Below are 26,636 nucleotides of genomic sequence, written 5' to 3'. Positions count from 1 at the left end.
GGGAAAAACGGAAGCAGACAGAACGAAAAAAACCGGGACGACGGGCAACGGATGCCGTCTCTTCTCCTTTTACGTTGAAAACTTCATTTTGTAACTTACTCGTACATTTCCCTTCACAATATCGCTCAGCTTTTTCTTCAGCAACTGGCGTTTCAGCGGGGGCAAATAATCCGTGAAGAGTTTGCCTTCCAGGTGGTCGTATTCGTGCTGGATGACGGAAGCGGCCCGGTCTTCGTATTCATCGATGTGTTCGTTCCAATCCGTATCGAAATAGCGGATTTTAACGCTGACCGGCCGGAAAATGCGGGCCGTAAAGCCGGGCATACTCAGGCAGCCTTCTTCGAAAAGTCCTTCGTCTTCGTCGGTTTCCAGCAATTGCGGGTTGATAAACACTTTCCCGACGGGCGCCTGGGGCGCTTCCTCTTCGTCCTCCTCGTCGTCGCGCAGCGCCCGCGCGTCAACAACGAAAAGCCGGACGGGCTGCCCAATCTGCGGAGCGGCCAGCCCCGCGCCCGGAATGGCAAACAGGGTTTCCAGCATGTCGGCGCTCAGCTTCCTGACGTCCAGGCCGTCTTTTTCGATGTCTTCGGCCCGTTTTCGCAGAATCGGATCGCCGTAGGCCACAATCGGATACACCATCGTCCCTGGGTTTATTTCGGAAATTTCATCCGGTAATCCGCTTTCACGTTTCCCTTGGTGATGTCAGACAGTTTCTTTTTGATCAGCTGGCGTTTCAGCGGGGGCAGGTAATCCGTGAAGAGTTTGCCTTCCAGGTGGTCGTATTCGTGCTGGATAATGCGGGCAGCCATGCCGTCGTATTCTTCGACGTGCTCGTTCCAGTCGGTATCGAAGTATTGAATTTTGACGATTTCGGGCCGGAATACTTCCCCCCGGATTTGCGGAATGCTCAGACACCCTTCTTCAAAGCCCCATTCTTCACCGTCTTCTTCCAGGACCTGCGGGTTGACAAACACCTTTTTAAAACCGTCCAGACTCGGATCTTTGTCTTCTTCCGGCTCGTCTTCGTTCAGGGCCGTGCCGTCAACCACAAACATCCGGATGCTCTTGCCAATCTGGGGAGCGGCCAGCCCGATGCCCGATGCGTTGTACATCGTCTCGAACATGTCTTCACTTAATTTCTTTACATCGATGCTTCCTTTCTCGATGTCCTGCGCCCGTTTCCGCAAAACGGAGTCACCGTAGGCTATAATTGGGTAGATCATTACCGTCTGGATTCCATAAAAGATTGCAAAATAATCACTGCGCTTACTTTGTCGATGTTGCCTTTTTCGCGCCGGTCTTTCTTTTTCGTCCCGCCCGCGATCATCGCCTGTAACGCCATTGCCGAGGTAAACCGTTCATCGTGCCAGTGCACCGGAATCTCCGGAAAAGCCGTCTTCAATTTCTCGACAAAGGCTTTAACGCGGGGTGTATTGTCGGTGTCGGAGCCGTCCATCCGGGTGGGCATCCCCACCACGAAGGCTTCGACGGGTTCGCCCGCGACATACCGCTTCAGGTACTCCAGCAACTGGAACGTCGGAACCGTTTCCAGCGCCGTGGCAATAATCTGTAACGGATCCGTAACGGCCAAACCGGTGCGCTTTGTTCCGTAATCGATGGCCAGTAGTCTCGGCAAAGTAACTTTTGTTAAATGAATTGCAAATATACGGAAATCCAGACATACCCGGTTTTATCCGCGCAATCCCGGTCAGGACGGTTCGGCGTACTTCACTACATCAACTCCGATTCCGTTCGGGTCGACAATGGCGAAGTGGCGGTCGCCCCAGGGCTCGTCGCGGAGTTCGATTTCAATCGGTACGTTCAGCGACTGAATGCGCTGGTACTCCGCGTTTACATCCTCTACCTCAATGGTTAAGTAAACGCCTTGCCCCGCAAATGGTTTCTGGAAAACAGGCCGTTGGGTGGGGTGGTTCGGCAGCAGAAAACTGAGTTCGGCCTGCTGGTTGGGGGTGTGCAGCAACACGTAAAAGTCGTTCTCGAAGGTAATGCCAAAATTCAGCACGTTCTGGTAAAACGCCTTGGTTTCGGCCAGCTTTTCGGTGATGATTCCTGCGTTGAGTTTCATGATGATGCCGTTTAAAAGAGTTGACGATAAATCTGGGTGATAGTATTCTCCGGTTTTTCAAAATCCATGTTGACATACACCTCCCGGCTCAGCGGGCCAATCGGATGGCCATTCTGCGCCAGCGCGCCCATGAAAGAGCCGTAGGTAGCCGCCAGATTCTCCCACCGGCCGAGGTGTTCTGTTGAAGCACTTTTCCAGCCGGGCAGCTCTTTAAACGCCAGCCCTTCCGCCGGTTCGCCCTGAGTGGCCTGAATGGGCAGCACAATATCCAGGTGAAAAACGGTTTCCGGGTTACCGTCCACGCCGTCGTACTGCCAGATGATCGGGCCGGTAATTTCGAGATCAAGCCGAACGGCCTCCCGGTACAACTGCCGGGCAACGGTTCGCACGAAGGGGTTCAAGCCGCGCAGGGTGGTTTGGGTCGAAAAGGCCAGCGTGGTGAGGGATGGGGCTTCTTTGAGCTGCATAGCGAATGTGGTTTCGGTCAACAATCGCCCAAAGTAAACGCCCGGTTGTGACAACGGTTTGTCAGTAGGGCTGAAGATAATGCTCCTGAACCTCCTGGGCCAGGGCTCTCATGGTTTCTTTAAGTGACTCCGGACTTTCGACCTGCACCTGGTTTCCAAACATCAGCAGCCAGTGCCCGATGCCTTTCACGTACTGCGTCATGAACTTCATCCGAACTCCGCCTTCCACTTTTTCCTCCGACACGTAGCCGAACGTGTATTTCATTTCCTGAACGTGCCGAACCGCGTACTGGTCGAAGAAAATGATTACCTCTTCCAGGTTCTGCTTCTGCTGAATTTGCTCCAGGTAAGCGGGCAGGGTCAGCAGATTCTGGCTGGAATAGGTGTGCCCGGTATGGTCCAGCTTCCGGATGCGGTCCACGCGAAAATCCCGGTAATCCTGCCGAAGCCGGCAAAAGGCAATCAGGTGCCAGCCCGAGCCGTAATGATACAGGCCCACCGGCTCCACCAGCCGCAGTGTCGTTTCTTCTTTGTAAGCCGACCGGTAATCCAGTTGCAGCACCTGCCGCATCCCGATCGCCCGCTGAATATCGGCCAGCAGCATGTCTGAAAACGGCGGAGTGCTGGGGCGTTTTTCGACGTGGACCCGCGGCTCCAGATCTTCCAGGTGTTCCTGATCGGTCCGTTTCAGCACCGACTTGATCTTGTACAGCGCCGAGTCAAATTCGGTCCGGATGGACTCGTCCGCAAACTTTTCAATCACCTTGGCCCCAAACAACAAAGCCGTGGCTTCTTCGCGGGTCAGCATTACCGGTGGCAGGTGGTAGTCCTCCAGAAAATAGCCGATTCCGGCTTCGGCCCCGATCGGAACACCCGCTTCTTCCAGCGACCGGATATCGCGGTAGATGGTCCGCAGGCTGGTTCCGAACCGTTTGGCCAGTTCCTGCGCCTTCACCACGCGCTTGGTTTGCAGATGAATCAGGATGGCGGTCAGTCGGTCGATGCGGTTCATGGCAGAGGAGCGGTTTTCCACAAAAATAACCAGCCGACGGCTTCGGGTAACTATTTTTTTTCGGAGCGGATGGGGGTAAGCCGTAGTACGGTGGTCATACGATCAGTTGCGGGGAACAACTCCCTTCGGTCATTCACAATAAACCATATAACCGTCCATCAGTAAACAGCGAATACGGCCATGAAAAAGCTATTCTTACTTGCTATCTCCCTCTTTTGCACCACGGTCCCGTCTTTTTCGCAGGACGCCGACGATCAGCGCAGCCAGTTAAACGAAGCGCGGCAAAACCGCTACCCCATCCGCCCCATTCAGATCGGCTTTGTGCCGCCCCTCAGCACCAACGGCATGGAAAACGCCATTGTCAGCAACCGTCTTTCGCTCAACCTCTTGGGCGGGTTTGCAGCCGCGCTCGACGGGGTTGAATTCAGCAGCCTGTTTAGCCTGGAAAAAGACTACGCGAAAGGCGCGCAGTTTTCGGGTATTCTCAACGGGGTTCGGAATGAAGTCGACGGAGCTCAGTTTGCCGGCATTACCAACGTGGTCGGTGGCCCGCTTTACGGGGTGCAGTTTGCCGGGATTGCCAACATTGTCGGTAAAAATATGAAAGGAGCTCAGTTTGGCGGGATTGCCAACATCGCCGGAGACAACGTGAAAGGTGCTCAGATTGCGGGGATTACCAACATCGCGGAAACCGTTGAAGGGGTTCAGATCGCCGGGATTGCCAACGTTGCCAAGCGGGTGAACGGTACGCAGATTGGCCTGATCAACATCGCCGAAACCGTCGAAGGTGCGCAGATAGGTCTGCTTAGCCTGTCTAAAAACGGCTACCACCGCTTCGAGGTCTGGGCGGGCGACGCGCTGCACGCCAACCTTGGCTACAAAATGGGCGGCAACCGCAAATTTTACAACATTTTTACGGTCGGAGCCGCCTGGCCCACCGGCAACAACGGCCGGTGGAACCACCTCCGCTGGGGCTACGGCTACGGTATCGGAACCAACCAGTTCATGGGTAAACGCAACCAGATCAGCATCGAAGCCATCTCCTACCAGATACTGGAGGAGGGCAATTACTGGGACGAACTGAATATGCTCAATCAGGCGCGGGTCAGCTTTATTTTCCCGCTGCACAACCGCCTGGCCCTCACCGTCACACCGACTTTCAACGTACAGGTGACGGGGTTTGAAACCGGTGAAAGCGTCGGCACCGAATGGGTGAAGTGGTCTGTTTACGACCAGACGTTTGCCCGCCGGTGGGACGATGAGCAGGTGCGGGTACGGATGTGGCCGGGTCTGAACGTCGGGATTCAATTTTAACACGGACTGTTGTAGCAAACCAGACCCACCAGTAGGGTTTTACCAGATCGGTTGGAAGCCAGTGGCTTTCAACCGATTTTATGTTGGACAGTTTGCATAGCGTGCCGGCTAAACGCAGCCGTTGCCTTTTGCCCGAATGAATGATCAGGAAACCGTTCGGTGTGGCCGGGCAGAGTCATGGCTGGCCACACCGCGAATAAAAACAGATGCCGTGGTAGGGGAATGTGGCTAACTCTTAATCACTTATCGTAAATTCACTGGACTATTTGAAGAAAGTTACCCATTTTTACAACATCGTGAACGGACCCGCCCGGCGGGTTGTACTATTAACAAGTACCGCAACCGTGTTCTTGTTTTAAACGGACTTGTGTCCCCTAAACTGATGGATTGCAAATTTATTGAGAAAGCCTCCAGCGCCATTGCCGACCGCTACCGGCTGCAAATTTTAGTGGCACTTTCCGAAAAAGGCAGCTTGAACAATTCGGATATTCAGCAAATGACCGGACTGTCGCAGCCGTGCGTTTCGCACCATGTCAAAACCCTGATCGACAGCGGCTTGGTAAATGCCCACAAAGAAGGACGGAATCAGAACTTGAGTTTAAATAAAGACGGATTAAAAGACCTGTCGGGCTTCCTGAACAAGCTGACGTAAAAATTTTATTCGAAAACATCCAAACTTTTAAATGTATAGATGCGTTATCCCGCCAAACGAAGACTAAGACAACAATGAGTAATCTACTTTTTTCACCAGCCCAACTCGGCTCGCTAACACTTACCAACCGCATTGCCATGGCTCCGATGACCCGCAGCCGGGCCTACAACAACCTTCCTAACGATCTGATTGCTACCTATTACGGCCAGCGGGCAACGGCGGGCCTGATCATCACCGAGGGCGTTGCTCCCTCGCCGAACGGTCTGGGATACGCCCGGATTCCGGGGATTTTCAGTGCCGAACAAATAGCAGGCTGGAAAACCGTAACGCAGGCCATTCATGAGAAAGGCGGCCATGTTTTTGTGCAGGTGATGCATACCGGTCGTATTGGCCACCCGCTGAATTTGCCCGCCGGTGCGGAAGTAGTTGCTCCCTCAGCCATAACCGCCCAAGGCCCCATGTGGACCGACCAGGAGGGTTTGAAAGAGAATGCGGCTCCCCGTGAGATGAACACGGCCGACGTGAAACAGGCGATTCAGGAATTTGTGCAAGCCGCCAAAAATGCCGTAGAAGCCGGTTTCGACGGAATTGAGCTGCACAGCGCCAACGGCTATCTGCTCGAGCAATTCCTCAGTCCCCACACCAACCACCGGACGGACGAATACGGCGGCAGCATCGAAAACCGGTCTCGGTTTTTGCTGGAAATTGCGGAGCAGGCGGTCCAGGCGATTGGAAAAGAGCGCATCGGCGTTCGGTTTTCGCCCTATAACGTCTTCAACGACATGGCGATTTACCCGGAAATTCCCGAGACGTACGCGTATCTGGCCGAGAAGCTGAACGACCTCGGCATTGCTTACATCCATTTGGTGGATACGGCGGCTCCCAATGGCGCCGAAACGACCCGCCCGGTCATTAAAACAGTTCGGGAAAAATTCAGCCAGACGTTGATTCTGAACAACAAGTATACCGCAGAACGGGCGGAAGAAGACCTGCAAAGTGGTCTGGCCGATCTGATTGCCTTTGGCGCTCCCTTTGTTGCCAACCCCGACCTGGTCGAACGCCTGAGCACGGGCGCGGAGTTAGCCCAATTTGATCCCGCAACGCTTTACGCTGGTGGTGAAAAAGGCTTTGCCGACTACCCGACGCTGGTTGAAGCAACCGTATAAGAGACCAAGGCCGTGAGACAAGAGAGTGGCGCGACCCAAACGGCGTTCTTTTGTCTCACGGCTACTTCCCGTTGGATCGTTTAACGTGCTTGTCGGCCCACTCGATAAACTGCTCCCAGTCGTAGCGTTTGACGTCGTGCTCCCCCGCGCGGATGTGGTATCCGACGGTTTCGCCGACGGGCTGATGAATAGCCGGCCAGCTATCGGTGCCGATTCCTTTCTTGCCGTATAATTGGTACACCGGATCGGTTTGCCGCGCGCTGAGAAACTCCCCTTTGGGATCAGCCCAGCGGTCTTCCTGCGCGCTGGCGACGTAAAGCGGGCGCGGAGCAATCAGGGCCAGCAACTCGTGCTGGTCGATGGGCAACGCATTGGGGCGGTTGTTGTAAGAGCGGTATTTGGGGCAAAACCAGTACGGGAATGTAGTATTGAGACGCTCGATGGTTTCTCCAAAGATTCGACGTGACGGAGCGGCTCCCCCCTCCCCCGAATCGTTGGAAATAACAGCGGCAAACCGTTGATCCTGCGCCCCGGCCCACAACGCGGCTTTTCCCTGCCGGGAATGTCCGATGGCAATGGCGCGTCGGGCGTCGACGGACGGGTCCGTTTCCAGGTAATCCAGCATTCGGCTCATTCCCCACGCCCAGACACCGATGGCCTGCCAGCGATCAGTCCGTGCATCCGTTGGCGGATCCAGCACGGAACGAATCCCGTTTTTCCAGCCTTCCGCATGGTCGGGTTCCAGATCGCCGTAATGGGCCGTCACCACGCTGTAGCCCTTGGATATGATCAGGTCGAGTGGCCAGCGCGATTGCTGAATACCCCGGGCGGCTTCCGTTGCGCGGTTGTTGACCACTTTGTCATCCTTCCGATTGGGCAGCCAGCTATTGGCCAGGGTAATGCCGGGTTCAGAACTGACGCTGTGGTTGCCCATGTAGTTGAGCCCCACAAAAACCGGCGGTCGTCCAGAGGTATTTCTGGGTATGTATAGCAGAAGATCCAGCGAAGGCAAATTCGGAAACTCCGTCCAGACGATGGAGATTTGCTTACGGATAGCAGTTCCACCCAGGGCCGACGAATCCACTGACTTCACCACGTAGCGGGTTGCCAGTCGTCGGGTGGGGGTTTTGCCGTACACTTCACTGGCAAACTGCCGCAGCAACTCCGGCCGCCGTTCGTTTTCCCACTGCCGGGCCGTTGTCACGCGCTTTCCCGCCAAGGTCGTCAGTGGATCGGGCAGCGTGTAAGCAGGAACCTTATCTTCTTCGTAGTTGAAACCGTCGGGCGTTTGTCCGGGCGCTACCGCCGTATAGAAGAGCAGTCCCGTGAGAAAAAATGACTTGAAAAGCTGATTCTGCATTGCGTCTGATACCGTCCGTAAAGAACCGGTATTCTACAAAGACGCAGCTTGCCTCCTTTTACTTTCTGGATGATAAACCGTACATGGATAAAATCACCGCCGGACGGTATCTACCTTCATAGCGCCCCCTCTGCGCAGTGAATCGGTGCGCATCTGGCTCGGATCCGGATTACCCGTAGGCCGTCGGTCGTCGATCTGGCCCTGACGCATCCGGTCCTGCATGGTTTCTTTACCCGGCTTCTGTTTTCGGGTGGTATCCTGCGCAACGGTAGCTGCTGATGGCTTTGCATCTAACTGACGATCGGAAATTACTCCGGCAACGCTGTAGGCCGAAACACCGATCAGGCTGGCAATGAGTAGCTTTTTCATGAGTATAGCGAGAAAAAAAAGCAGATACCTATCTGATATCTGCTTTTCCTGGATTACCTAACTGATTCTCTACTTAGTTATTTTTTAGCGTATCACGCTGCATGGTCGAGTTCGAGTTACTCCGATTCCTGTTCCGGCGGTTTTTCCGGTCGTTCTGATTCATGTTCGAATTGTTCGGATTCACGCTCGAATTTGTTGAGTTATTCAGGGTTGAATTGCTATTCGTGGTTCCCTGACCTGAATCAACCTGGTTCGAAGTTGCGTCCGTTGCGCGACGTTCACGGTTCATCTGTCCTTGCTGATCCTGCGTCTGCGGCATGTTGGTCGTTCCCGTCGTCGGCGACTGAGTCGTTTGTGGGCTCGTGCTTTGCGGATACTGCGACTGCGGATTGGCCGTCGATCCGGTTGGGTTTACTGTTCCCAGGGGTGTTTGCCCTTGCGGGTACGTGGTGCTATTGGTGTTTCCCGTCGGTGACTGAGTCGACTGCGGGATGGTTGTAGTCTGTGTTTGCGGGTTCACCGTCGTACCGGTTCCCATGTTAGACGTAGTACCTGAGGTAGTAGTCTGTGCTTTTGCGTTGAGGGCAACCGCCACTAACAGAGCCCCCATCATCACTATCTTTTTCATCGTTGAGTTTGTTTTTTGATGGTTGTAATAATCGAACCAATTACAACAATAACTCACCGCTTCCCGAAGTTGTTTAAGAAAATTTATATTTTTTAAATAAATCGAGTAAAAAAAATTATATACTCGGTTGCCAACGCAGTCCGATAAGCAAGCCATAACTATAAGGGCGGACGCTGAAACCCCGCGAATTATCACGGATTGAACGTAAACTGTAGACAATACCGGGCTCGACCTGTAGGTGAAGGTGTTCGGTCAACCGGCGCTCGACTCCGTAGGAAGCCTGCAACATGGGCTGAAAATTTTGCCCGGCGCGACCGCTGATCAAATACCCCAGACTACCACCAGCCACCAGGTATTGCCGCAGGCCCATCTGCCCCGGACTGAGTTGCAACCGGCCTTCCGCGCTGATGGCGGCATACCGCCAGACGGTTTTCACCTGACGTTCCTGCGATCTGTATAAAGGCGTCAATTTGATTGTTTGCGGGTCAACCCACTCCACTCTGGATGAATCCGAACGCAACGCGCGGGCCGTGTAGGTTAACTGCTGCTGCAACTGCTGATAGACGATACCAACCCGCATCCCAAATGTGCGGCTCATTGCCCATTCGGTTCCGGCCTGCACCCGCCAACCCGTCCGGGAAGATAGCGTAGTAGCCGGACGGATTTTTTCCATAACAATCTCATCCTGCCGCGAAGGGGTCAGTTGCCGGAATGTATAAAGCGGCATTACGCTGGCGAAAAAGGACGGCTTGATTCTCTGCGCGTCGGGTTCAACAGTTGGTGCGTGGGCCGTTAAGGACATTCGAACGTTTGGCAAGGCCGCCATAGGCCACGGAGAGCAGGCGGTTCGGGCGGCAACGGGTCCGAAGTCTGGCGGCTCCTGGGTCCACTCCGGTTCTGAAATTGGGTGTGCGGTTGAAGACAGAGCCGAAACCATGTTATCCCCGGCGGGAATATCCGGAATAATTTTCGGCGCCAACAAGCTCCGAGTAAACAGCCGCCGGTTTATCATCACCCGCTTGTCAGACGGTCCGCCAACCGCTTCCGCCCGCTCACTTCGGGAGCGCTTTCCCGTTTCCGGGGGCGTTTTAGCCGTAATCCGATGAGTAGAGTAGTCTTCCGATGATTTCGTATTTTTTGTGGATTGGGCCGGAACGACGGTTAACCGTTTCGAGCGGTCGGCCACTGTTGGCAGCAAGTGATGCCAGAGCCCCAGGGTTAGCAGCCCCAGTAGTGCCAGCGCCATCAGACCCGAACCAAGCCGGTTTCTCCAAAGCCCCGCTGGTTTTCCGGCTGGCAACGGTTTTACATGGCTCAGGATTTGCGCCAGCGCGTCCTCTTCCGGCTCCGATTCGTGGTTTTCGAGCCGTTGCCGGAAAAGCCGTTCCCATTCCTCGTCAGTAGTGGCCATAGCTGACAACGCCCATTTTTTTCAGTTTCTGCTTTAAAACGTCTTTGGCCCGTGCCAGTTGCGACTTTGAGGTTCCTTCCGAAATTCCCATCATCCGGGCGATTTCGAGGTGGCTGTAACCGTCGATGACATACAGGTTGAATACCATGCGGTAGCCATCGGCCAGTTCCTGAACCAGCAGAAGCAGTTCTTTGGTGCTGATGCGGGCCAGCAGGTCAGTGTGGTCGGTATTACTGGTTTCCCGGGCTTCCTCGTAGTCGGTTTCCGATTGTTCGTGGTGGTGCTTGTGGTACCAGTTTATGGCGGTATTGACCATGACCCGTTTCATCCAGTGCATCAGTCGAGCGGGCTGTTCAACGGTATGGATCTGTTGAAAGATGCGGATAAACCCTTCGTGGAACATGTCTTCGGCTTCCGGCTGCGAGCGGGCGTAGCGACGGCATAGTCCCATCATCCGGCTTTTATGAAGATCATACAAAGCCGTTTGAGCCCGCGTATCGTGACGCTGACATGCCTGCAACAGTTCTATTTCTGACAACGGGTTTCTGAAGAACCGAAAGTAATCTTACGAATTACGGTTTTTTCGTTCAGGGAGCAAACTCACCCGTCTGAATTTATTTAATGGCAAGATTCACTGCCGCCGAGGACTTGTGGTTGTTTACGTCCGTCAGTTCATACGTAAAGTGCAGGTTTCCTTTAAAACCCGCCGTTGGCCGGTACGTAATCACCCCGTTCGGTAACACTTGCAAATTGGCCTGAGACGGGTTATCGGTAATCACCATGTGCCGCAACGGAGCGCAAACCTGGTCATTTCCAAGCGCGTAGATAAACACCACACGCCGGGCCGGATCTGGGGGCAGTGCGGCTGACAAAATCTGACCGTTGTCGTTACGGGCCTGCAAAGTACAGCTGGCGCCCGCACCGCTGATCGAGATTCGGGCAGTAGCTTCCTGGCATTCCCCCTTGTCGCAACGATTATAAGTCAGCTGATCTTCCCCCGCAAAGCCATTGGCTGGATAGTAGATTACCATGTTGTTTCTCACCTTTGCCGTCCCGTTACTCGGCGCTTTGGTAATGGTAATCGGCAGGTCGAAGCGGGAGCGGCAGAGCTGGTCGTTGCTCAGTACCGGAATGCGCAGGGAATCGGTTATAAACCACTGCTTCCAGTATACGTCGTCGTCACGCAGGCTAATCTGGCAATCCTTGTACGGGTCGCCAACCCCAATTTTGACCGGTGCCAGAAACGTGCGATCTTTATCGGAGAAGACCGCTTTTACTTTATAAAAGAAATAATCGAAACCGTTGAATCCCGCCGTGGGAGCATAAATAACCTTTCCATTTTCAACCGTCAGTTGACCGTGTTCGGGCTGCTGCCCCACCTCCAGACTCGCCAGATCAACCGTCGCATCACAAAACCGGTCGTTTTTCAACACATCCATGATGACGGTCTTGTTCTCCGGCGTTCGGTACCAATCCGGTAGCGGCCCGGCATTGCAGGGAATCCGGCTGCTGTCGGCTGCCATGTTGATTCGGAACGAGCGGGCGAGCGTTGACGCGTTGGCCGCACTGACCACAAACTGATCTTCACCCACTACAAACGTGGAACGTGGGGTGTAAACCAGGAGTCCGCTGCCGTTGAAAGTAGCGCGGCCCAGTCGGGGCGTCTGCGTGATGCGCAGCGTTGTAACGGCGCTCAGACCGGAAATCGATTTCAGATCAATGGCAACCTGCTGATCAGGTAGGGTGTAGTAGGCTATTTCTTCAACATCGATCGGGTCCGTACCGGGCGCGGCTTCGTCGGCAATCCGGTCGCAGGCGACGACGTTCCATAACACTACCGCAAAAAGTACGCTGCGAAATCTGGCTTTCATGCTACCGTTGTCAAAACCGGCTCTGAACGTTATGACACGGCTGTTCCCAAAAGGGTTGCAACAGCCTTATCGTTTTCCCTTCTTTTTGCCCGAAAAATTGCGTGAGAAAGCCGGTTTGCCCGTTTTTTCCTTTTTGGAAGTACCCAGCAAGCGCTCTACCAGGTCTGGCCGGTTGAGTTTATTCAGGCGGTTGCGAATCCAGTCTTTGTATTCGGGTTTGTACCAAAAGAAATACCGGTTTTGGGCCTGCTTTTCTTCCCGCGTCTTCGCCGTTTTAACCGGTTTCAGTGTGTATGGATGCACGCCCGAGTAGTAAATTACTTCGGCTACCGTCATCGGCGTAGGCGTAAAGTCCTGCACCTGTTCGAGTTGAAACCCGAGGTCTTTGGTTTCGGCGGCCAGGTTGGCCATGTCCTGCTCTTCGCAACCCGGGTGCGAGGAAATGAAATACGGAATCAGCGGTTGCTTCAGGTTGAACTTCTCCTGAATCTTGTCGTACTTCTGCTTAAATAGCTTGAAATACTTGAAAGACGGTTTCCGCATCACCCGCAGTGTATCGTCTGACGTATGCTCGGGGGCAACCTTCAACCGGCCCGATACGTGGCGCGTCACCAGTTGCTCCATGTATTCGTCGTGGTTACCGTCCTGATTATTCTTATTGAAATCATCGACCAGCAAATCATACCGGACGCCGGAGCCGACAAATGCCTTTTTGATGGCGGGATTGGCGTCAACTTTGCGGTAAATTTCGGTCAGCGGTTTGTGCGAGGTGTCGAGGTTCGAACAGATCACCGGATGAATGCAGCTTGGACTCTGGCAACGGGCGCAGATCGCTTCGTCTTTGCCCTTCATTTTATACATGTTGGCCGACGGTCCGCCCAAATCCGAAATGTAGCCCTTGAACTCGGGATGCTTCGTAATTTCGTCCACTTCTTTCAGAACCGACTTCTCACTGCGCGACGCGATGAATTTGCCCTGGTGGGCCGAAATCGTGCAGAAGCTACAACCGCCGAAACAACCCCGGTGCATGTTGACCGAGAATTTGATCATTTCATAGGCTGGAATCGGTCCCCGCTTTTTATATTTCGGGTGCGGCAGCCGCGTGTACGGCAAATCAAACGACTTATCAATTTCGGCCTCCTCCATCGTCTTGAACGGCGGATTGATCACCAGCACCTGGTCGCCCACGTCCTGCGTGATCCGGTTGGCCTGCCACTTGTTTGATTCAACCTCAACAACTTTGAAGTTAGCCGCGTATTTAATCTTATCCTCCAGACACTCCTCGTGACTCGCCAGCGCAACGGTGTTCCAGTTGTTGTAATCGCGTAGTTCGGTGCTGGCATCGTGCAGAAACGCCACCTGGTTGATGTTGCGCATCGACGAAAACGGTACGCCCTGCCGTGCCAGTCTCAGAATTTCGCGCAGGGGCTGCTCCCCCATTCCGTACACCAGCATATCGGCCTGCGCATCCACCAGAATGGACGGCATCAGTCGGTCCTGCCAGTAGTCATAATGCGTAACCCGGCGCAGCGAGGCTTCAATACCGCCGAGCAGCACCGGCACGTCCGGATACAGTTGTTTCAGAATTTTGGTGTAAACAATCGTCGCGTAGTCGGGCCGAAAACCCGCTTCCCCGCCGGGCGTATAGGAGTCGTTGGAGCGCAGGCGTTTGTTGGCTGTGTAGTGGTTCACCATCGAATCCATACAGCCCGCCGTCACCCCAAAGAAGTATTTCGGTTTTCCAAATTTCTTGAAGTCGCGCAGGTCATCCTTCCAGTTGGGCTGGGCAACGATGGCCACCCGAAAGCCTTCACTTTCCATGATGCGACCGATCACGGCCGTTCCGAACGCCGGATGGTCTACGTAAGCATCTCCCGACACCAGCACAATATCAACTTCATCCCAGCCTCTTTTCTCAACTTCCTGTTTCGTCAGCGGCAACCAGTCGGTAATGGGTCTTTCAATCATGAGTAAGTGACTTATCTTCCTGATAGAACACCGAATTTCAAAAATAATTCACCAAAAAGAATGAAGAGTGAGGAGTTAAGAATGAAGAGTTGGCGGACGCGTTTAACTCTTCATTCTTAACTCCTCACTCTTAACTTAAAAAGCCGGTTGGCTTACAGGTTCTGGCGCTTCAACTCCTGCACGGCATAATTAGCCGCGCGGGCGGTCATGGCCATGTAGGTCAGCGACGGGTTGACGCACGACGCCGACACCATGAAGCCTCCGTCGGTGTTGAAGACGTTTTTCACCGCGTGAACCTGATTGAATTTATTCAGAACCGACTGTTTCGGATCGTTCCCCATCCGGATGGTTCCCATTTCGTGGATACCCAGACCCGGCCACGAGCCGTTGTCGTTGATCGCTACATTTTTCAAACCGGCGGCTTCGAGCATTTCGGCCGCATCGTTCCCCATGTCCTTCCGCATCCGCTTTTCGTTATCCTTGAATTCGGCATCGAAACGCAGCACCGGCAGCCCATAGGCGTCTTTCTTCGACTTGTCGATCACCACTTTGTTTTCGAAGTACGGCAGACACTCGCCGAAACCGCCCAGGTTCATTACCCACGGTCCGGGTTTGGTCATTTCGTCCTTAAACGAAGCACCGAAGCCTTCCGTGGCCGTACCACGGCCCCAGTTCATGCGGGAAGCTCCACCCTGATAGCCGAAACCGCGCAGGTAATCCCGTTTCTCCTGACCCGGCAGGTTGCGGTAACGCGGTACGTAAATACCGTTGGCCCGCCGACCGTAATAGTATTTATCGGTAAATCCTTCGTACATACCACTGGCGCCAACCCGGAAATGGTGGTCCATGACATAGTGGCCCAGCGCCCCGCTGTCGTTACCCAACCCGTTCGGGAAACGGTTTGAGATGGAGTTCATCAGAATGTAGGTCGACGCCATCGACGACGCACACAGGAAGATGATCTTGGCGTTGAACGTCAGTTCTTCTTTCGTCAATTGATCGAGCACACGAACCCCCGTCGCTTTTTGTTTCGCTTCGTCGTAGATGATGGACGTAACAATGGAGTGTGGGCGGAGTGTCAGCCGCTTGGTTTTCATGGCTGCGGGCAAGGTGGCCGACTGGGTGCTGAAGTACGCCCCAAACGGACAACCCCGGCTACACAGGTTCCGGTATTGGCACTGCGCCCGGCCCAGGGCGGTTTGTTGCGCCGTCGGTTTGGTGATGTGTGCCACCCGACCAATCGTAATAAACCGCTCTTTAAATTTCTTTTCCACCTCGCCTTTCACGTGTTTTTCGAGGCAGTACATGTCCATTGGCGGCTGAAACTGGCCGTCGGGCAGCTGCATCAGACCATCGCGCGAACCACTGACGCCAATGAATTTCTCGACGTAATCGTACCAGGGGGAAATGTCCTTGTAGCGAATCGGCCAGTCGGCACCAACGCCTTCTTTGATGTTGGCTTCAAAGTCAAGGTCGCCCAGCCGGTAGCTCTGACGGCCCCACATCAGCGAACGACCGCCGGTATGGTAGCCCCGCATCCAGTCGAAGCGTTTGTCTTCCAGATACGGGTTTTCCTTGTCGTTCACGAACAGATACCCCGTTGCTTCCGAAACGGTATAACCCGTCCGCGCTTGCACGGCCTGTTCTTCGGCGATCTGGGTAGTCACCCGGCCCCGGTGCGGAAACTGCCAGGGGTCAGTCATGGCCGTTTTATAGCCTTCAATGTGCTTAATATCTTCGCCACGCTCGAGCATCAGCACTTTCAGGCCTTTCTCGGTCAGCTCTTTAGCTGCCCAGCCTCCGCTGATACCTGATCCGACCACAATGGCGTCGTAGGTGGTCGCTTTTATACTATCTATGTTAAGATTCATGTCTGTCTGAAAGAATTATTTAAAATGAGCAATGAACACGGCACCGATCAAAGGGCGACACCCCGTTCATGTACAATTAGATAGCCCAGGCTTTCTGGCCGGGCTTCAGATCAATACAGCCCTGGAAGCGACCCGGTACGGCCACGTATTCCAGCGCCTGCGTTGCCCCGATCTCGGAAGTAAAATAACCGTTCAGGGTCAGGGATTTCAGGGTATTGAAGAACGGCGTATACCGTTGCTCGGCGGGCAGCGACGCCATCGCTTTCCGTTGCTCGGCGGCTTCGGACTGGAGCTTGGTCATGATTTCGATGCGCTGTTTGCCATCGAGTGCTACGAAATTCTTGTTGTAGCTGGCCTGGCTCAATTCATTGGTATGCGCCAACCCGTCCAGAAACAGCTTCTGTTCTTTCTGGGGGTAGCAATCTTTTAGAATGATATCAATGATTTCGTTGACTTTAGCCGCCTTCGCACCGGGCGTGTTGGTCGTCGGGATGATTACTTCGGTCATTTCAGCGACCATCGTGTCCTGGTCGGCCGTAAACAACAGAGGCTTTCCGCTGAGGGTGCGCTTGGCCGCCGATGCTTCGAGCGTATCCGCGAGTGTAGGCAGCGATAGGGTCGTACCCACCAGAGCCGCAACCCGCATCAGGGCATCTCTTCTGTTCATAATTAACTGAGTAAAAGATTAGTGAGATTCAATAAAGTAACGGAATAATCCATGACAAATATATACAATCCGGCGGCTATTTGCATGGTGCCCGAACGGTTTTGCAATAATTAATACAAGCTAATTAATTCTGATCAAATCTGCTCAGGAATGTTTGTGTATCCACAAGCCTGTCGAAATCCGCATTGGGTTTTTCTCCGGCTGAAAGCTCTGAAGCGAAATCAACGATTTGACTTTATCTTGGTGGGTCATGGTCTTTGAAGCTGAACCCGGCGAATCAGTTCGATATACAGCTATACACGAAGCAAAAGGCACAAATCAGGCAACTGCGCTCTAGTTCAACCAACTGATCAATGTTTTCTGTCCGACGGCAATGAGCCTCCGCCCGGTACTCATCCTGGGCTTTGGTAGCTTTTTAGCGGACTTCCTGCCCCAGTTGTTTTTTTACGCTATTACCTGGGCAAGAAGACCGCCGTTTAGCACAAAACAGGCATCCGATTCTTCAGAAAATACACACAAGAGGGAAACTTGGTCATTTGATTACTGCGAAGCAAATTTCCGGAATACAAATGGGCGGCCCAGACCGCCCCCCTCAAAACGCAGCTGGCAAAGCGATCACCTCCTGCTCCACGGCCGCCAACCAGTCGGTGAGGAAGTCCGTTTTTCGGTTAACCACACCCGGCATGAACGGAATTGTGGCTTAAATCTGCTTCTTCGAGATCAGTTTACTGATGGCCGTGCCGTTGATGGAAATGATTTCTTTGGATTGCATGGCAGGTTCGAGGTCAACCGCCCGGAAATTAATGGTAATTCCCCCTTTCGGACGAACCAGGGCCACCAGCCGCCGGTCGCTGCCGGAGCCGACTTCCCGAAATTCTTTGACGGTAGCGTATTTGTAAGCGTATCCTTCCTCCAGGTGAGCGGCTTCCGCTTTTTGTCCAACTTTATCAAACGTCAGATAGATGTGCTGATAACCGCCCGATGCCAGACCTCCTTCGCCAAAACGGATCTGGTCACCTTCCTTTAGAACGATGCCACGTTTTGTCGTTACCGGGCCGTTGACGCGTTTACCGGTGGCGGGTAACTGCGCCTGGCTAGCCAGCGAAACACCGATCAGAGCAAACAATAAGATCCATTTCATAGGGGTTCAGGGTTTGGTAATCCTACTCATTTAACCAACGGTATCCGGTCTGCCTGGCTTTCCGGAGCGACAAACCGGATACCGTAAACGTCTTTTATGAAAGCTGCGAAGCCAGAACGGCAATGCCTTCTTCAAAACTTTTCGGCTCGTAGCCCAGCACCCGACGAGGTTTGTCAAGCACGAAACCCGTACGCGGGGGCCGCCGGGCGGGTTGCGTAAAGGTTGAAGAATCGGCCTGGGTGATGAGTGCTTTATCGAGCTGGAAATAATCGGCGGTTTTAATGGCCATTTCGTAGGGCGTCAGGAAATCGCTCCCGGAAATGTTATAAATTCCTTCCGCTTCTTTATCGGCAATCAGCCAGCAGCCCATTGCCAGGTCTTCGGCCAGCGTTGGAGAGCGCCACTGATCCGTCACCACTTTAATCGTCTTGCCCTCTTCCAACGATTTTTTCACCCAGAGAATGATGTTTGTCCGGCTCATGTCGTGGGCAATTCCGTACACCAGAACCGTCCGGGCAATGGCCCATTTGAGACCTGAATGAATAACGGCTTTTTCGGCGGCATATTTGCTCCAGCCGTAGAAACTGATGGGGTTGGCCGACGCTTCTTCGTCGTACGGACCGGCCGAACCGTCGAAAATGAAATCCGTTGAAACATGCACCAGAAACGCATCATTGATCCGGCCTGCTTCCACCAGATACTCCACCGCCGACACGTTTTGCGCCCAACAGGCTTCTTTCTCAGCTTCGCACTGATCCACGTTGGTCATGGCGGCCGTGTGAATAATTACATCCGGTTTGGCCTCCCCCACCACCTCGAGCACCTGCTGCCGGTCGGTGATATCCATAGACCGGTAGGTGTAGCGTTCCGATGCGGGCAGGCGGTTGGCTCCGCGGGCCGTAGCGATCAGCTCAACATTTGGCTGTTGCGTCAGTAAATAAACCAGTTTTTGCCCCAGTAGACCGTTGGAGCCGGTAATCAGGATGCGTTTTTTCATAAGGTTGCGTAAAGGATTTATCCTTTTTTGGGATAAACGTACCCGAACTGTTTTGTAATTTTTTTCTTTTTCACCCATTCGCCCGAAACCGTCATTTTCAGGTCTTTCAACGGACGGTTGAGTGGGTTGGCGGGTTGTTTGGCAATGCTGTCGACCACGGCCAGGCCGTCGATCACTTCCCCAAAAACCGTGTAATTTCCGTCGAGATGCGGGCTGCCCCCCAGCGTTTTGTAGACCTGCTTCTGGGCGTCGGTCGGCTGACGGCCTTTCATCTGGGCGATGCGTTCGGTTTGCTGCTGAAGTTCCGCATCATTCCAGACCCGGCCCTGCACCACATAAAACTGGCAACCGCTCGACGCCTTTTCGGGGTTGTTGTTGCGGGCTGCCGCCAGCGCGCCTTTTTTGTGGTATAATTCCGGAACGAACTCGGCCGGGATGGTATAACCCGCGTCTCCGCTGCCCAGCATCTGGTCCGGTTGGGCGTTACGGGATTCCGGATCTCCGCCCTGCACCATGAAATTCTGGATGATTCGGTGAAACAGCAAACCGTCATAAAACTTCTCCTTGGTTAGTTTGATGAAGTTTGCCTTGTGTTTCGGGGTCTGGTCGTACAGAATCAGCCGCATCGGGCCGAAGTCGGTGTTGATCGTCACCAGATAATCCTTCTTTTTGGACGGTCTTTTGGCCTGAACGGGCCAGGTAAAAAGCAGGGCAATGAGCAAAACGGCGATCCGCATCATAAACTGGTTAGAAGTCGAAACCGGAAAATTCCTCTTTCTCTTCACTAGTTAATTTCAGTTATAATTTCAACGCAAAATGGTGGCTAACAATGTTAAACCGTTTGTTCAGGTACAGCCGGTGGGCATCATACCGCTGCGGATTCTGCCCGGAATCGAGGGTCACGGCCGAACAACCGGCATTTTTGGCTTCGGCAATAACAAAGTCAACCAACTGGCTGGCGTATCCTTTACCCCGCTGGTCGGGCAGCGTCGACAGGTCGTCAATGTAAAGCGTTCTGCCGCTGAAAAGCAGGTTCATATACCGGTATCCGATGGCTGCCGGGGCCGCCGTTTCGGAAGAATCGTACTCATCGGGATCGACAAAGGCCACCACGTAGCGGTCTTCTTTTTGTAGCAGCAAAATCTGTTCCAGTGCTTCTTCGGGACTCAGGTGAGGGCGCAGCGTAACCAGCGCGGGAAGACAACGGCGTAGGTCGGCTTCGGTTTGGGCAATTCTAACCATGACAAGTTGCAACAGCGGGTTTAAGACCGACAAGTTACAAGTTTTGACGAACCGCCCGCAAAATTTCGTCTCCGCCCTTCGCTAAAATGCTTTCGGCCAGCGCGTGGCCCAGTCGCTCGGCTTCCGCTGGCGGGCCGTTGAAGCGGTCACGCAGCAGTTCGGTGCCATCCAGGCCAACCACCCCGCCCGTCAGGCTTATTTCCTCGCCCTGCCAGGTCGCCAGCCCAAATACCGGGATGCTGCAACCGCCCTCCAGCCGCCGTAAAAAGGCGCGTTCAGCCTTCAGACAGGCTTCGGTTGGTTCGTGGTTGGTTAATTGACGAATGGTATTCAGTTTATCAAGGGCCAGGCTGGAAGCCGCTTCAATGGCCACACTACCCTGCCCAACGGCGGGGGTAAACTCTTCGGTGGGCAGGAATTCGGCAATCAGATCGTCGTATTCCATTCGGTGAACGCCCGCGTAGGCCAGCAACAGCGCATCGCACTGACCTTCTTCCAGCTTGCGTAAACGGGTTTGCAGGTTGCCCCGCATGTCGACGGTTTTGATGTGCGGACAAAAATGCTTGAGCATCGCAACCCGGCGCGTCGAGGAGGTCCCGACCACAAATTCGCGGCCGCTCGTCAGCGACAGGCTTTTGTCGTGGCTGATCAAAACGTCGTTGACCCGCTCGCGTTCGGTAAAAGCAATAATGGCCAGATCTTCCGGCAGCGACGACTGCAGGTCTTTGGCGCTGTGCACGGCAATGTCGATGGACCCGGCCCGGAGCTGGTCTTCCAGTTCCTGGGTAAAAACGCCCTTGCTGCCGATTTTAGCCAGCGAACGATCCAGAATTTTATCCCCCTTTGTCTCAATAATAACCAGTTCGGACTCCACTTCGGCTGCTTTCAGCAAATCCTGAATGTAGTAAGCCTGCCAGAGCGCCAGCCGACTGCCGCGCGTACCAATCTTAATGTTCATAACTTCTTCTAAATAAGGAAGGATGCAGGAGGAACCAAGGCCGAGCAGACGCGAATTCTGTAACCAGCGTTCTTCCTGCGTCACTTCTTAAACGCCGACCGTATCTACTTCGTCGGTCGGAATTTTTTCTTCAATGTATTCAACAATCTGGGCAGCAATATCAATTTTCGTTGCCTTTTCGACCCCTTCCAGCCCCGGTGACGAGTTAACCTCCAGCACCAGCGGCCCCCGGTTGGATTGCAGCATATCCACTCCTGCCACCCGTAAACCCAGGGATTTTGCGGCATGTACGGCGGTCCATTCTTCGTCGGGGGTTAATAAAACCGTCTGGCCGGAGCCGCCCCGGTGCAGGTTCGAACGGAATTCGCCCTCCTTCCCCTGCCGCTTCATGGCAGCAACCACCCGGTTGCCCACCACAAACGCCCGGATGTCGGCGCCTTTTGCCTCGGCAATATACTCCTGGATCAAGACATTTGCTTTCAATCCGTAAAAAGCTTCGATCGTCGACTTGGCTGCTTTGGCCGATTCGGCCAGCACAACGCCCATGCCCTGCGTTCCTTCGAGCAGTTTGATCACAACCGGCGGACCGCCCACCAACGCAATCAGCGGGTCCACATCTTTGGGGTGTTTGGCAAAGACGGTTTTGGGTAATCCGACCCCAGCTTTCGACAGGACCTGTAAGCTCCGCAGCTTATTGCGTGAACGGGTAATGGCCTGCGACCGGGCCGTTGTGAAAACTTTCATCATTTCGAACTGCCGAACCACGGCACAACCGTAATCGGTTGCCGAAGCGCCAATTCGCGGCACGATGGCATCAATGTTTTCGAGCGGACGACCTTTGTAGAGAACATCCGGCTTACCGCCTTCAATCATCATCTGACAGCGCAGGTGATCAATTACAACGGCTTCGTGTCCGCGTTCTTCGACGGCCCTGACCAACCGTTTTGTAGAATACAATTCGGGATTGGTCGACAAAATAGCGATACGCATATAGGATAAACAAGAAAGTCAGTAGATAGAATGCAGAACCGGCGCGGCCTGTGTGACCAACGTCAGGATGCCGGATTCTGTTGTTTCATTTGGTACGAAACGTTTTGGAGTGATACGTCAACAACAAATTTGTTGCGCAATAGTTTACGGCCCAGCAACACCGGAAAACGCATGGTTCCGCGGTTGGCCAGCGAGAATTCAGCCCGGATCAGCCGGCCCATAATCAGAACGCGGGTTTTGATAACAAAACGTTTCTCGGATTGGCCGAATGAGTTCTTAATGGTTTTGTACTGGAACAGATCGGTTACAAACTGCTTTTTTTTCTGTCCCCGCTCGCCGACCAGCGAAAACCGCAGCCGAAAACCGTCGCCGTGGGGCACCAGCTTAACGTCCGTACAGTGCAGGGCGGAGGTGTAGGCTCCCGTGTCAATCTTGGCCTCAACGTCGGTCCAGCCCAGGTCCGGAAAATCCAGGCGGTCGGCAAAACCAATTACCTGCTTGGGGCGCTTGCCCGCAACGGTCTTCGTCGGGCGTTTCATTTTCCGTTGCGAATCAGACTGCTGAAGGAAAGTGACAGGTCCATCATAACCATTTTAGCCCGGACGTTTCGTTCGATGTGGAATACCGCTTCGTTCAACTGACCAACCATGCTCTCGAGGTGTTCGGGCGTGAGGACTTTGCCAAAATTTTCCACAAACGTACGCTCTTCATCCGGCAGTCGCAAGAGTTCGTTGACCCCGTGTTTCCACAAAAATAAATCGCGGCAGAGGTTCAGACTGTAGTCGAGCAACCCCCGCTGTTTTTCCTTCCCCATCGCATCAAACAGATCGGCCTGCTTGACGAGGGTGATCAGATCCTGCCGGTAGCACAACCGCATCCACTCGGCAAACCAGGAGTGGCGGTCGGACCCCGATTCGCCCTCGGTCTTCTCCGGTTCCTCCTCCGACAACCGGATGGCTTCCGAGAGGTTACCGTCGGCCAGGTAGGCCAGCTGCCGCGCGCGTTTTTCGGGCAGGTTCAGGTGCTGGCGCAGGTGGGTGGCCACTTCGTCGTCGGTAAATGCCTGTACGGCCACGCGCTGGGTCCGCGACAAAATCGTGATCAGGAGCTTATCCGCCTGGTTGGTCACCAGCAGAAAAAGCGTTTGGGCGGGCGGCTCTTCCAGCAATTTCAGCAGGGCATTGGCCGTGGCGGTATGCAGGTTTTCGGCGCACCAGATCAGCACGATTTTATAGGCTCCTTCGTAGGCTTTCAGCGACAGCCTACCGACCAGTTCCCGGGCTTCTTCAACCGGAATATTGCCCTGCTTGATGCTGACAGCCGCCAGCCATTCGTCCAGCACCCGGTATGGATGCTCGAGCACAAACTTGCGAAAATCGGGCATCAGGGTTTCGCTGGTTACCTTGCTGCCCGCTACCGGAAAAATCACCGACAAATCCGGATGCACCAGCTTCTGCATTTTCAAACAGGACGCACACCGGCCGCAGGAGTCGCCCAGGCCGTCGGCCCCTTCCTTCCGGTCTTCGCAGTTGACGTAGGTGGCAAACGCCAGCGCCAGCGCCAGGTTGGCGCTGCCCGGCGGACCATCAAAGAGCTGGGCGTGGGCCAGGTGGTTGGTCTGAACCGCCCGAATCAGCGCCCGCTTTGTATCGTTATGTCCGATGATTTCACTGAATTGCATACTACAGCGAAGAAAGCAGGAAACGGATTATCCCCTGTTTCTCCCATTTACGATTTGTTGCTTCTGTTCTCGTTGTCAATGCGATAAACTTCCCGGAGAATGGTTTCGTCCGCGTCCGTGAACACCATCCCCCGCCGACTGATGGTTTCACGAACCACCTGAAGCGCTTTTTCAAGCCGGTAGTCGGAAAACCCTTCGGCACCTCCGCCCCAGGAAAACGATGGAATGTACTTCGGCTGAAAGCCCGCGCCAAAAACGTTGACGTTGACGCCCACCACCGTACCCGTGTTGAACATTGTGCTAATGCCCGCTTTGGTATAATCGCCCATCATCAGCCCGCAAAACAACCGATCGATGTTTTCGAGCTGGCTGGTGGCGTAACTGTAAAGCTTCACGTTGGTGTAATCATTTTTCAGATTCGAGTTGTTGGTGTTAGCCCCCAGGTTGCACCATTCTCCAATCACCGAGTTGCCCAGAAATCCGTCGTGCCCCTTGTTGCTATACCCGAAAAAAACCGTGTTACTGATTTCTCCGCCCACCTTGGTATAAGGTCCAATGGTGGTGTTGCTGCGCATTTTGCCGCCCCAGTTGATCGTTGCGTGATCGCAGAGTGCAAAAGGCCCGAGCATAACCGTTCCTTCCTGGATCAGCGCATTTTTCCCGATGTAAATCGGACCACCCTCCGCGTTCAAAACAGCCGCCCGGATGACGGCCCCTTCTTCCACAAAAATATTCTCGGGCGCGTAGCAGCGCGTATGGGGGTCGGTAATGGGCTGCGAGGTTCGTCCGGCGGTCAGCAATTTAAAATCAGCCCGGATCTGCTCGCTGTTGCTGGCAAAAATATCCGGTAAACTTGTGATGATCGTCAGTGGTTCTTCGAAAACCGTTACTGTCTGAGCCGCATCAACCGAAGGAGCCGACTCCAACGGTTTTTCGGTGTGCAACGCCAGCAGCAAGCCGTCGGGCGCGGTTAAGGCACCGCCTGGCGGCAAACCGTCCAGGGCCGCAATTAGCGACTTCGTGGGGCAAATGGCACCGTTCACGAACAATCCGTCGGGCGTTCCCGAATGCGGGTATTTCCTTTGCAAGTACCGCTCCGTCAGATAACTAGGTACGGTATTGAGCCGCTTAGCCCATTTTTCCGTGATGGTGCAGATGCCGACCCTGATTTCACTCACTGGCCGCGTGAACGTAAAAGGCAACAGGGCCGTGCGAATCGTTGGATCGTCAAACAGAATCAGGTTGTACATAAGCTACTCGAAAGTCTGGCTGCAAATATCCGAGTTTAATCGCGAAAGTGCCCGATCCCATTTTAGTAAATAGTTAATTTTTTGGTGTGTCTTTTAAACCCTTGCTCCGTCTAAACGGTCATTAAGACATCGAGATAACCGCTACCCACCATACCGCCATGAAATATATCCTTTTACTGACTTTCATCGGGTTCCTACTGAACTGTGACAATAAGAAAATAGGCGTTCCCCAGCTTCCCAACTGTGGAAATTTCATGGCCCTCAAAAACAAACAGGAGTGGTCGGCGTCGCCAACTGCCACTTTTTTCAACCGCGACAGCATCAATGTGATGGTGGAAGAATGCGGTAGTTTCCGCACGCACGGCGAAGTGCAGTGGCTGAGTATCAACCAGCTTCCCGTCAAAACCGGCAATTATCCCTTACAGATTACCCGCTGGGACGCCCTGAACGGTACTCCGCTCTCGGCCTGGCTTTACACCCGCATCGGAGAAAACACCACTGGGGAACGATATAACCTGTGCCGGTCGACTTCCGAAATCAACGAAATTTCGATTGACAATTACAACCCAAAAACTCGTCAGCTGGACGGTCATCTGAACGCTACGTTCGTTATTGACCCGGAAAGCGACTCGCCCGGCCGGTCGCAACCCGACACCATTCGAATTCACGACGCAATTTTTTCGGTGGTGGTCAACGGTGCAATTTAATCCGCTTTTTAGCGGCTTTATCGGTTTTGATTGTAGCTTTGAGCCATTGACTCAAGCCTACTTATGCACCGCTACGGACTCATTGGATACCCGCTGTCCCACTCGTTTTCCCAAAAATATTTCACCGAAAAATTTGAGAAAGAAGGCATTCCGGACAGCCGCTACGACCTGTTCGAGCTGCCCGAAATCACGGATTTTCCGCAATTGATTGCCTCCACCCCCGATCTGGTTGGTCTGAACGTGACGATTCCGCACAAGCAGGTGGTTATCCCGTTCCTGGACGAACTGGACCCGGCGTCGGCGGGCCGCGTCGGGGCCGTCAATACAATCCGGATTTTGCCTGACGGCCGGAAAATCGGCTACAACACAGATTATTACGGTTTTCGGCTTTCGCTTGAACTGTGGTTGAAATCCCTCGACATTCTACCCGTTTCGCTTCAGGCGCTGGTGCTGGGCAACGGCGGAGCGGCCAAAGCCGTAATTGCCGCGCTCGGTGATCTCCAGATTCGCTACCGGCTCATCTCCCGCCAGCAAACCGCCGAAGCCTTGTCTTACGAGTCCATTAGCCCGGAGATTCTGGACGAATACCGCCTGATTATCAACACGTCGCCCGTTGGCACCTACCCGAACGTGGAAGCCAGTCCGGCCATTCCCTACGGAATGCTCAACAGCGGTCATTTGCTGTATGATCTGGTTTACAATCCGGCCGAAACGCGTTTTTTGCAGCAGGGCCGCGAACACGGAGCCGCCACCCACAACGGCTTGCCGATGCTGTACCTGCAAGCCGAAAAAGCCTGGGAAATCTGGAATCAGCAAGCTTAACGAAGC

At 53.9% G+C, this 26,636-nt stretch carries 29 protein-coding genes; 5 read left to right on the top strand and 24 right to left on the bottom strand.

Annotation, left to right across the window (positions count from 1 at the left end; genetic code table 11):
* Positions 1-69 precede the first annotated feature (69 nt).
* From def (OQ371_RS12405) to OQ371_RS12380, 6 genes are all read right to left on the bottom strand, one after another.
* Positions 70-639: a peptide deformylase gene (gene def, locus OQ371_RS12405; RefSeq protein WP_265994085.1), complete on the bottom strand. Its 570-nt coding sequence runs from the start codon at positions 637-639 to the stop codon at positions 70-72.
* Positions 640-650: 11 nt separating this feature from the next.
* Positions 651-1,223: a peptide deformylase gene (def, locus tag OQ371_RS12400; RefSeq protein ID WP_265994084.1), complete on the bottom strand. Its 573-nt coding sequence runs from the start codon at positions 1,221-1,223 to the stop codon at positions 651-653.
* Positions 1,223-1,636: a Holliday junction resolvase RuvX gene (gene ruvX, locus OQ371_RS12395; RefSeq protein WP_265994083.1), complete on the bottom strand. Its 414-nt coding sequence runs from the start codon at positions 1,634-1,636 to the stop codon at positions 1,223-1,225. Before ruvX ends, def (OQ371_RS12400) begins: the two co-directional genes overlap by 1 nt.
* Before the next feature lie 72 nt (positions 1,637-1,708).
* On the bottom strand, positions 1,709-2,086 hold the full coding sequence (locus OQ371_RS12390) for a VOC family protein (RefSeq protein ID WP_265994082.1): 378 nt from the start codon (positions 2,084-2,086) through the stop codon (positions 1,709-1,711).
* Positions 2,087-2,097: 11 nt separating this feature from the next.
* On the bottom strand, positions 2,098-2,553 hold the full coding sequence (locus tag OQ371_RS12385) for a GyrI-like domain-containing protein (protein ID WP_265994081.1): 456 nt from the start codon (positions 2,551-2,553) through the stop codon (positions 2,098-2,100).
* A gap of 61 nt (positions 2,554-2,614) precedes the next feature.
* A complete protein-coding gene (locus OQ371_RS12380) occupies positions 2,615-3,565 on the bottom strand; it encodes a helix-turn-helix transcriptional regulator (RefSeq protein ID WP_265994080.1) in 951 nt (316 codons plus the stop codon).
* A gap of 180 nt (positions 3,566-3,745) precedes the next feature.
* Between OQ371_RS12380 and OQ371_RS12375 the strand changes: the two genes are divergently transcribed.
* From OQ371_RS12375 to OQ371_RS12365, 3 genes are all read left to right on the top strand, one after another.
* Entirely contained in the window at positions 3,746-4,879 is a 1,134-nt protein-coding gene (locus OQ371_RS12375; protein WP_265994079.1) for a hypothetical protein, read from the top strand.
* Positions 4,880-5,261: 382 nt separating this feature from the next.
* Entirely contained in the window at positions 5,262-5,531 is a 270-nt protein-coding gene (locus OQ371_RS12370; protein ID WP_265994078.1) for an ArsR/SmtB family transcription factor, read from the top strand.
* Between the two features lie 74 nt (positions 5,532-5,605).
* The gene (locus OQ371_RS12365; RefSeq protein ID WP_265994077.1) at positions 5,606-6,697 is read left to right on the top strand and encodes an alkene reductase; all 1,092 of its coding nucleotides are present in this window, start codon (positions 5,606-5,608) and stop codon (positions 6,695-6,697) included.
* A 61-nt stretch (positions 6,698-6,758) separates the two neighbouring features.
* Here OQ371_RS12365 and OQ371_RS12360 read toward each other — a convergent pair whose 3' ends face one another.
* The 18 genes from OQ371_RS12360 to OQ371_RS12275 form a co-directional block, all read right to left on the bottom strand.
* Positions 6,759-8,057, bottom strand: coding sequence for a glucuronyl esterase domain-containing protein (locus OQ371_RS12360; protein WP_265994076.1), 1,299 nt, complete (start codon positions 8,055-8,057; stop codon positions 6,759-6,761).
* A gap of 93 nt (positions 8,058-8,150) precedes the next feature.
* The gene (locus OQ371_RS12355; protein WP_265994075.1) at positions 8,151-8,426 is read right to left on the bottom strand and encodes a hypothetical protein; all 276 of its coding nucleotides are present in this window, start codon (positions 8,424-8,426) and stop codon (positions 8,151-8,153) included.
* Between the two features lie 73 nt (positions 8,427-8,499).
* Positions 8,500-9,054 (bottom strand): hypothetical protein, encoded by a 555-nt coding sequence (locus OQ371_RS12350; protein ID WP_265994074.1) that lies wholly within the window; start codon positions 9,052-9,054, stop codon positions 8,500-8,502.
* Between the two features lie 115 nt (positions 9,055-9,169).
* A complete protein-coding gene (locus OQ371_RS12345) occupies positions 9,170-10,465 on the bottom strand; it encodes a hypothetical protein (protein ID WP_265994073.1) in 1,296 nt (431 codons plus the stop codon).
* Entirely contained in the window at positions 10,452-11,003 is a 552-nt protein-coding gene (locus OQ371_RS12340) for an RNA polymerase sigma factor (protein WP_265994072.1), read from the bottom strand. Before OQ371_RS12340 ends, OQ371_RS12345 begins: the two co-directional genes overlap by 14 nt.
* 76 nt (positions 11,004-11,079) lie before the next feature.
* The gene (locus OQ371_RS12335) at positions 11,080-12,336 is read right to left on the bottom strand and encodes an Ig-like domain-containing protein (RefSeq protein ID WP_265994071.1); all 1,257 of its coding nucleotides are present in this window, start codon (positions 12,334-12,336) and stop codon (positions 11,080-11,082) included.
* A 66-nt stretch (positions 12,337-12,402) separates the two neighbouring features.
* The gene (locus OQ371_RS12330) at positions 12,403-14,304 is read right to left on the bottom strand and encodes a YgiQ family radical SAM protein (protein WP_265994070.1); all 1,902 of its coding nucleotides are present in this window, start codon (positions 14,302-14,304) and stop codon (positions 12,403-12,405) included.
* A gap of 152 nt (positions 14,305-14,456) precedes the next feature.
* A complete protein-coding gene (locus OQ371_RS12325) occupies positions 14,457-16,175 on the bottom strand; it encodes an FAD-dependent oxidoreductase (RefSeq protein WP_265994069.1) in 1,719 nt (572 codons plus the stop codon).
* 76 nt (positions 16,176-16,251) lie between these two features.
* A complete protein-coding gene (locus OQ371_RS12320; RefSeq protein WP_265994068.1) occupies positions 16,252-16,842 on the bottom strand; it encodes a gluconate 2-dehydrogenase subunit 3 family protein in 591 nt (196 codons plus the stop codon).
* Between the two features lie 700 nt (positions 16,843-17,542).
* The gene (locus tag OQ371_RS12315) at positions 17,543-17,983 is read right to left on the bottom strand and encodes a hypothetical protein (RefSeq protein WP_265994067.1); all 441 of its coding nucleotides are present in this window, start codon (positions 17,981-17,983) and stop codon (positions 17,543-17,545) included.
* Positions 17,984-18,077: 94 nt separating this feature from the next.
* Positions 18,078-18,980, bottom strand: coding sequence for an SDR family oxidoreductase (locus tag OQ371_RS12310; protein ID WP_265994066.1), 903 nt, complete (start codon positions 18,978-18,980; stop codon positions 18,078-18,080).
* A 17-nt stretch (positions 18,981-18,997) separates the two neighbouring features.
* Positions 18,998-19,717 (bottom strand): peptidylprolyl isomerase, encoded by a 720-nt coding sequence (locus OQ371_RS12305; protein ID WP_265994302.1) that lies wholly within the window; start codon positions 19,715-19,717, stop codon positions 18,998-19,000.
* A gap of 61 nt (positions 19,718-19,778) precedes the next feature.
* Entirely contained in the window at positions 19,779-20,222 is a 444-nt protein-coding gene (locus OQ371_RS12300; protein ID WP_265994065.1) for a GNAT family N-acetyltransferase, read from the bottom strand.
* 34 nt (positions 20,223-20,256) lie between these two features.
* Positions 20,257-21,180 carry a hydroxymethylbilane synthase gene (gene hemC, locus OQ371_RS12295; RefSeq protein WP_265994064.1) on the bottom strand — a complete coding sequence of 308 codons (924 nt, stop codon included), beginning with the start codon at positions 21,178-21,180 and terminating at the stop codon, positions 20,257-20,259.
* Positions 21,181-21,267: 87 nt separating this feature from the next.
* Positions 21,268-22,170: a 30S ribosomal protein S6--L-glutamate ligase gene (gene rimK / locus OQ371_RS12290; protein ID WP_265994063.1), complete on the bottom strand. Its 903-nt coding sequence runs from the start codon at positions 22,168-22,170 to the stop codon at positions 21,268-21,270.
* A 62-nt stretch (positions 22,171-22,232) separates the two neighbouring features.
* Positions 22,233-22,709, bottom strand: coding sequence for an ATP-dependent zinc protease family protein (locus tag OQ371_RS12285; RefSeq protein WP_265994062.1), 477 nt, complete (start codon positions 22,707-22,709; stop codon positions 22,233-22,235).
* Positions 22,706-23,851 carry a DNA polymerase III subunit gene (locus OQ371_RS12280; protein ID WP_265994061.1) on the bottom strand — a complete coding sequence of 382 codons (1,146 nt, stop codon included), beginning with the start codon at positions 23,849-23,851 and terminating at the stop codon, positions 22,706-22,708. The genes OQ371_RS12285 and OQ371_RS12280 overlap by 4 nt, the downstream gene beginning before the upstream one ends.
* A gap of 47 nt (positions 23,852-23,898) precedes the next feature.
* Positions 23,899-25,101, bottom strand: coding sequence for a putative sugar nucleotidyl transferase (locus OQ371_RS12275; protein ID WP_265994060.1), 1,203 nt, complete (start codon positions 25,099-25,101; stop codon positions 23,899-23,901).
* 254 nt (positions 25,102-25,355) lie between these two features.
* On the opposite strand from OQ371_RS12275, the gene OQ371_RS12270 reads away from it, so the two are divergent.
* Positions 25,356-25,808, top strand: coding sequence for a hypothetical protein (locus OQ371_RS12270; protein WP_265994059.1), 453 nt, complete (start codon positions 25,356-25,358; stop codon positions 25,806-25,808).
* Between the two features lie 63 nt (positions 25,809-25,871).
* Complete coding sequence (locus tag OQ371_RS12265) at positions 25,872-26,630, top strand: shikimate dehydrogenase family protein (RefSeq protein ID WP_265994058.1); 759 nt, start codon at positions 25,872-25,874, stop codon at positions 26,628-26,630.
* The last annotated feature ends 6 nt before the right edge of the window (positions 26,631-26,636 follow it).

Origin of the sequence: Larkinella insperata, from assembly GCF_026248825.1 — a bacterium.
Lineage (GTDB): Bacteria > Bacteroidota > Bacteroidia > Cytophagales > Spirosomataceae > Larkinella > Larkinella insperata.
Note: the sequence above shows the minus strand (reverse complement) of the source record. Positions and strands in the feature narration are given on the sequence as shown.

What these genes read in the sequence shown, in the direction of transcription:
- OQ371_RS12360 (WP_265994076.1), bottom strand. Translation starts at nt 8,057, where the DNA reads ATGCAGAATCAGCTTTTCAAGTCATTTTTTCTCACGGGACTGCTCTTC.
- OQ371_RS12270 (WP_265994059.1), top strand. Translation starts at nt 25,356, where the DNA reads ATGGCCCTCAAAAACAAACAGGAGTGGTCGGCGTCGCCAACTGCCACT.
- rimK (WP_265994063.1), bottom strand. Translation starts at nt 22,170, where the DNA reads ATGCGTATCGCTATTTTGTCGACCAATCCCGAATTGTATTCTACAAAA.
- def (WP_265994084.1), bottom strand. Translation starts at nt 1,223, where the DNA reads ATGATCTACCCAATTATAGCCTACGGTGACTCCGTTTTGCGGAAACGG.
- OQ371_RS12305 (WP_265994302.1), bottom strand. Translation starts at nt 19,717, where the DNA reads ATGCGGATCGCCGTTTTGCTCATTGCCCTGCTTTTTACCTGGCCCGTT.
- def (WP_265994085.1), bottom strand. Translation starts at nt 639, where the DNA reads ATGGTGTATCCGATTGTGGCCTACGGCGATCCGATTCTGCGAAAACGG.
- OQ371_RS12355 (WP_265994075.1), bottom strand. Translation starts at nt 8,426, where the DNA reads ATGAAAAAGCTACTCATTGCCAGCCTGATCGGTGTTTCGGCCTACAGC.
- OQ371_RS12345 (WP_265994073.1), bottom strand. Translation starts at nt 10,465, where the DNA reads ATGGCCACTACTGACGAGGAATGGGAACGGCTTTTCCGGCAACGGCTC.
- OQ371_RS12380 (WP_265994080.1), bottom strand. Translation starts at nt 3,565, where the DNA reads ATGAACCGCATCGACCGACTGACCGCCATCCTGATTCATCTGCAAACC.
- OQ371_RS12275 (WP_265994060.1), bottom strand. Translation starts at nt 25,101, where the DNA reads ATGTACAACCTGATTCTGTTTGACGATCCAACGATTCGCACGGCCCTG.
- OQ371_RS12365 (WP_265994077.1), top strand. Translation starts at nt 5,606, where the DNA reads ATGAGTAATCTACTTTTTTCACCAGCCCAACTCGGCTCGCTAACACTT.
- hemC (WP_265994064.1), bottom strand. Translation starts at nt 21,180, where the DNA reads ATGAACATTAAGATTGGTACGCGCGGCAGTCGGCTGGCGCTCTGGCAG.
- OQ371_RS12280 (WP_265994061.1), bottom strand. Translation starts at nt 23,851, where the DNA reads ATGCAATTCAGTGAAATCATCGGACATAACGATACAAAGCGGGCGCTG.
- OQ371_RS12285 (WP_265994062.1), bottom strand. Translation starts at nt 22,709, where the DNA reads ATGAAACGCCCGACGAAGACCGTTGCGGGCAAGCGCCCCAAGCAGGTA.
- OQ371_RS12350 (WP_265994074.1), bottom strand. Translation starts at nt 9,054, where the DNA reads ATGAAAAAGATAGTGATGATGGGGGCTCTGTTAGTGGCGGTTGCCCTC.
- OQ371_RS12315 (WP_265994067.1), bottom strand. Translation starts at nt 17,983, where the DNA reads ATGAAATGGATCTTATTGTTTGCTCTGATCGGTGTTTCGCTGGCTAGC.
- OQ371_RS12335 (WP_265994071.1), bottom strand. Translation starts at nt 12,336, where the DNA reads ATGAAAGCCAGATTTCGCAGCGTACTTTTTGCGGTAGTGTTATGGAAC.
- OQ371_RS12390 (WP_265994082.1), bottom strand. Translation starts at nt 2,086, where the DNA reads ATGAAACTCAACGCAGGAATCATCACCGAAAAGCTGGCCGAAACCAAG.
- OQ371_RS12325 (WP_265994069.1), bottom strand. Translation starts at nt 16,175, where the DNA reads ATGAATCTTAACATAGATAGTATAAAAGCGACCACCTACGACGCCATT.
- OQ371_RS12385 (WP_265994081.1), bottom strand. Translation starts at nt 2,553, where the DNA reads ATGCAGCTCAAAGAAGCCCCATCCCTCACCACGCTGGCCTTTTCGACC.
- OQ371_RS12370 (WP_265994078.1), top strand. Translation starts at nt 5,262, where the DNA reads ATGGATTGCAAATTTATTGAGAAAGCCTCCAGCGCCATTGCCGACCGC.
- OQ371_RS12375 (WP_265994079.1), top strand. Translation starts at nt 3,746, where the DNA reads ATGAAAAAGCTATTCTTACTTGCTATCTCCCTCTTTTGCACCACGGTC.
- OQ371_RS12330 (WP_265994070.1), bottom strand. Translation starts at nt 14,304, where the DNA reads ATGATTGAAAGACCCATTACCGACTGGTTGCCGCTGACGAAACAGGAA.
- OQ371_RS12265 (WP_265994058.1), top strand. Translation starts at nt 25,872, where the DNA reads ATGCACCGCTACGGACTCATTGGATACCCGCTGTCCCACTCGTTTTCC.
- OQ371_RS12310 (WP_265994066.1), bottom strand. Translation starts at nt 18,980, where the DNA reads ATGAAAAAACGCATCCTGATTACCGGCTCCAACGGTCTACTGGGGCAA.
- OQ371_RS12320 (WP_265994068.1), bottom strand. Translation starts at nt 16,842, where the DNA reads ATGAACAGAAGAGATGCCCTGATGCGGGTTGCGGCTCTGGTGGGTACG.
- OQ371_RS12300 (WP_265994065.1), bottom strand. Translation starts at nt 20,222, where the DNA reads ATGGTTAGAATTGCCCAAACCGAAGCCGACCTACGCCGTTGTCTTCCC.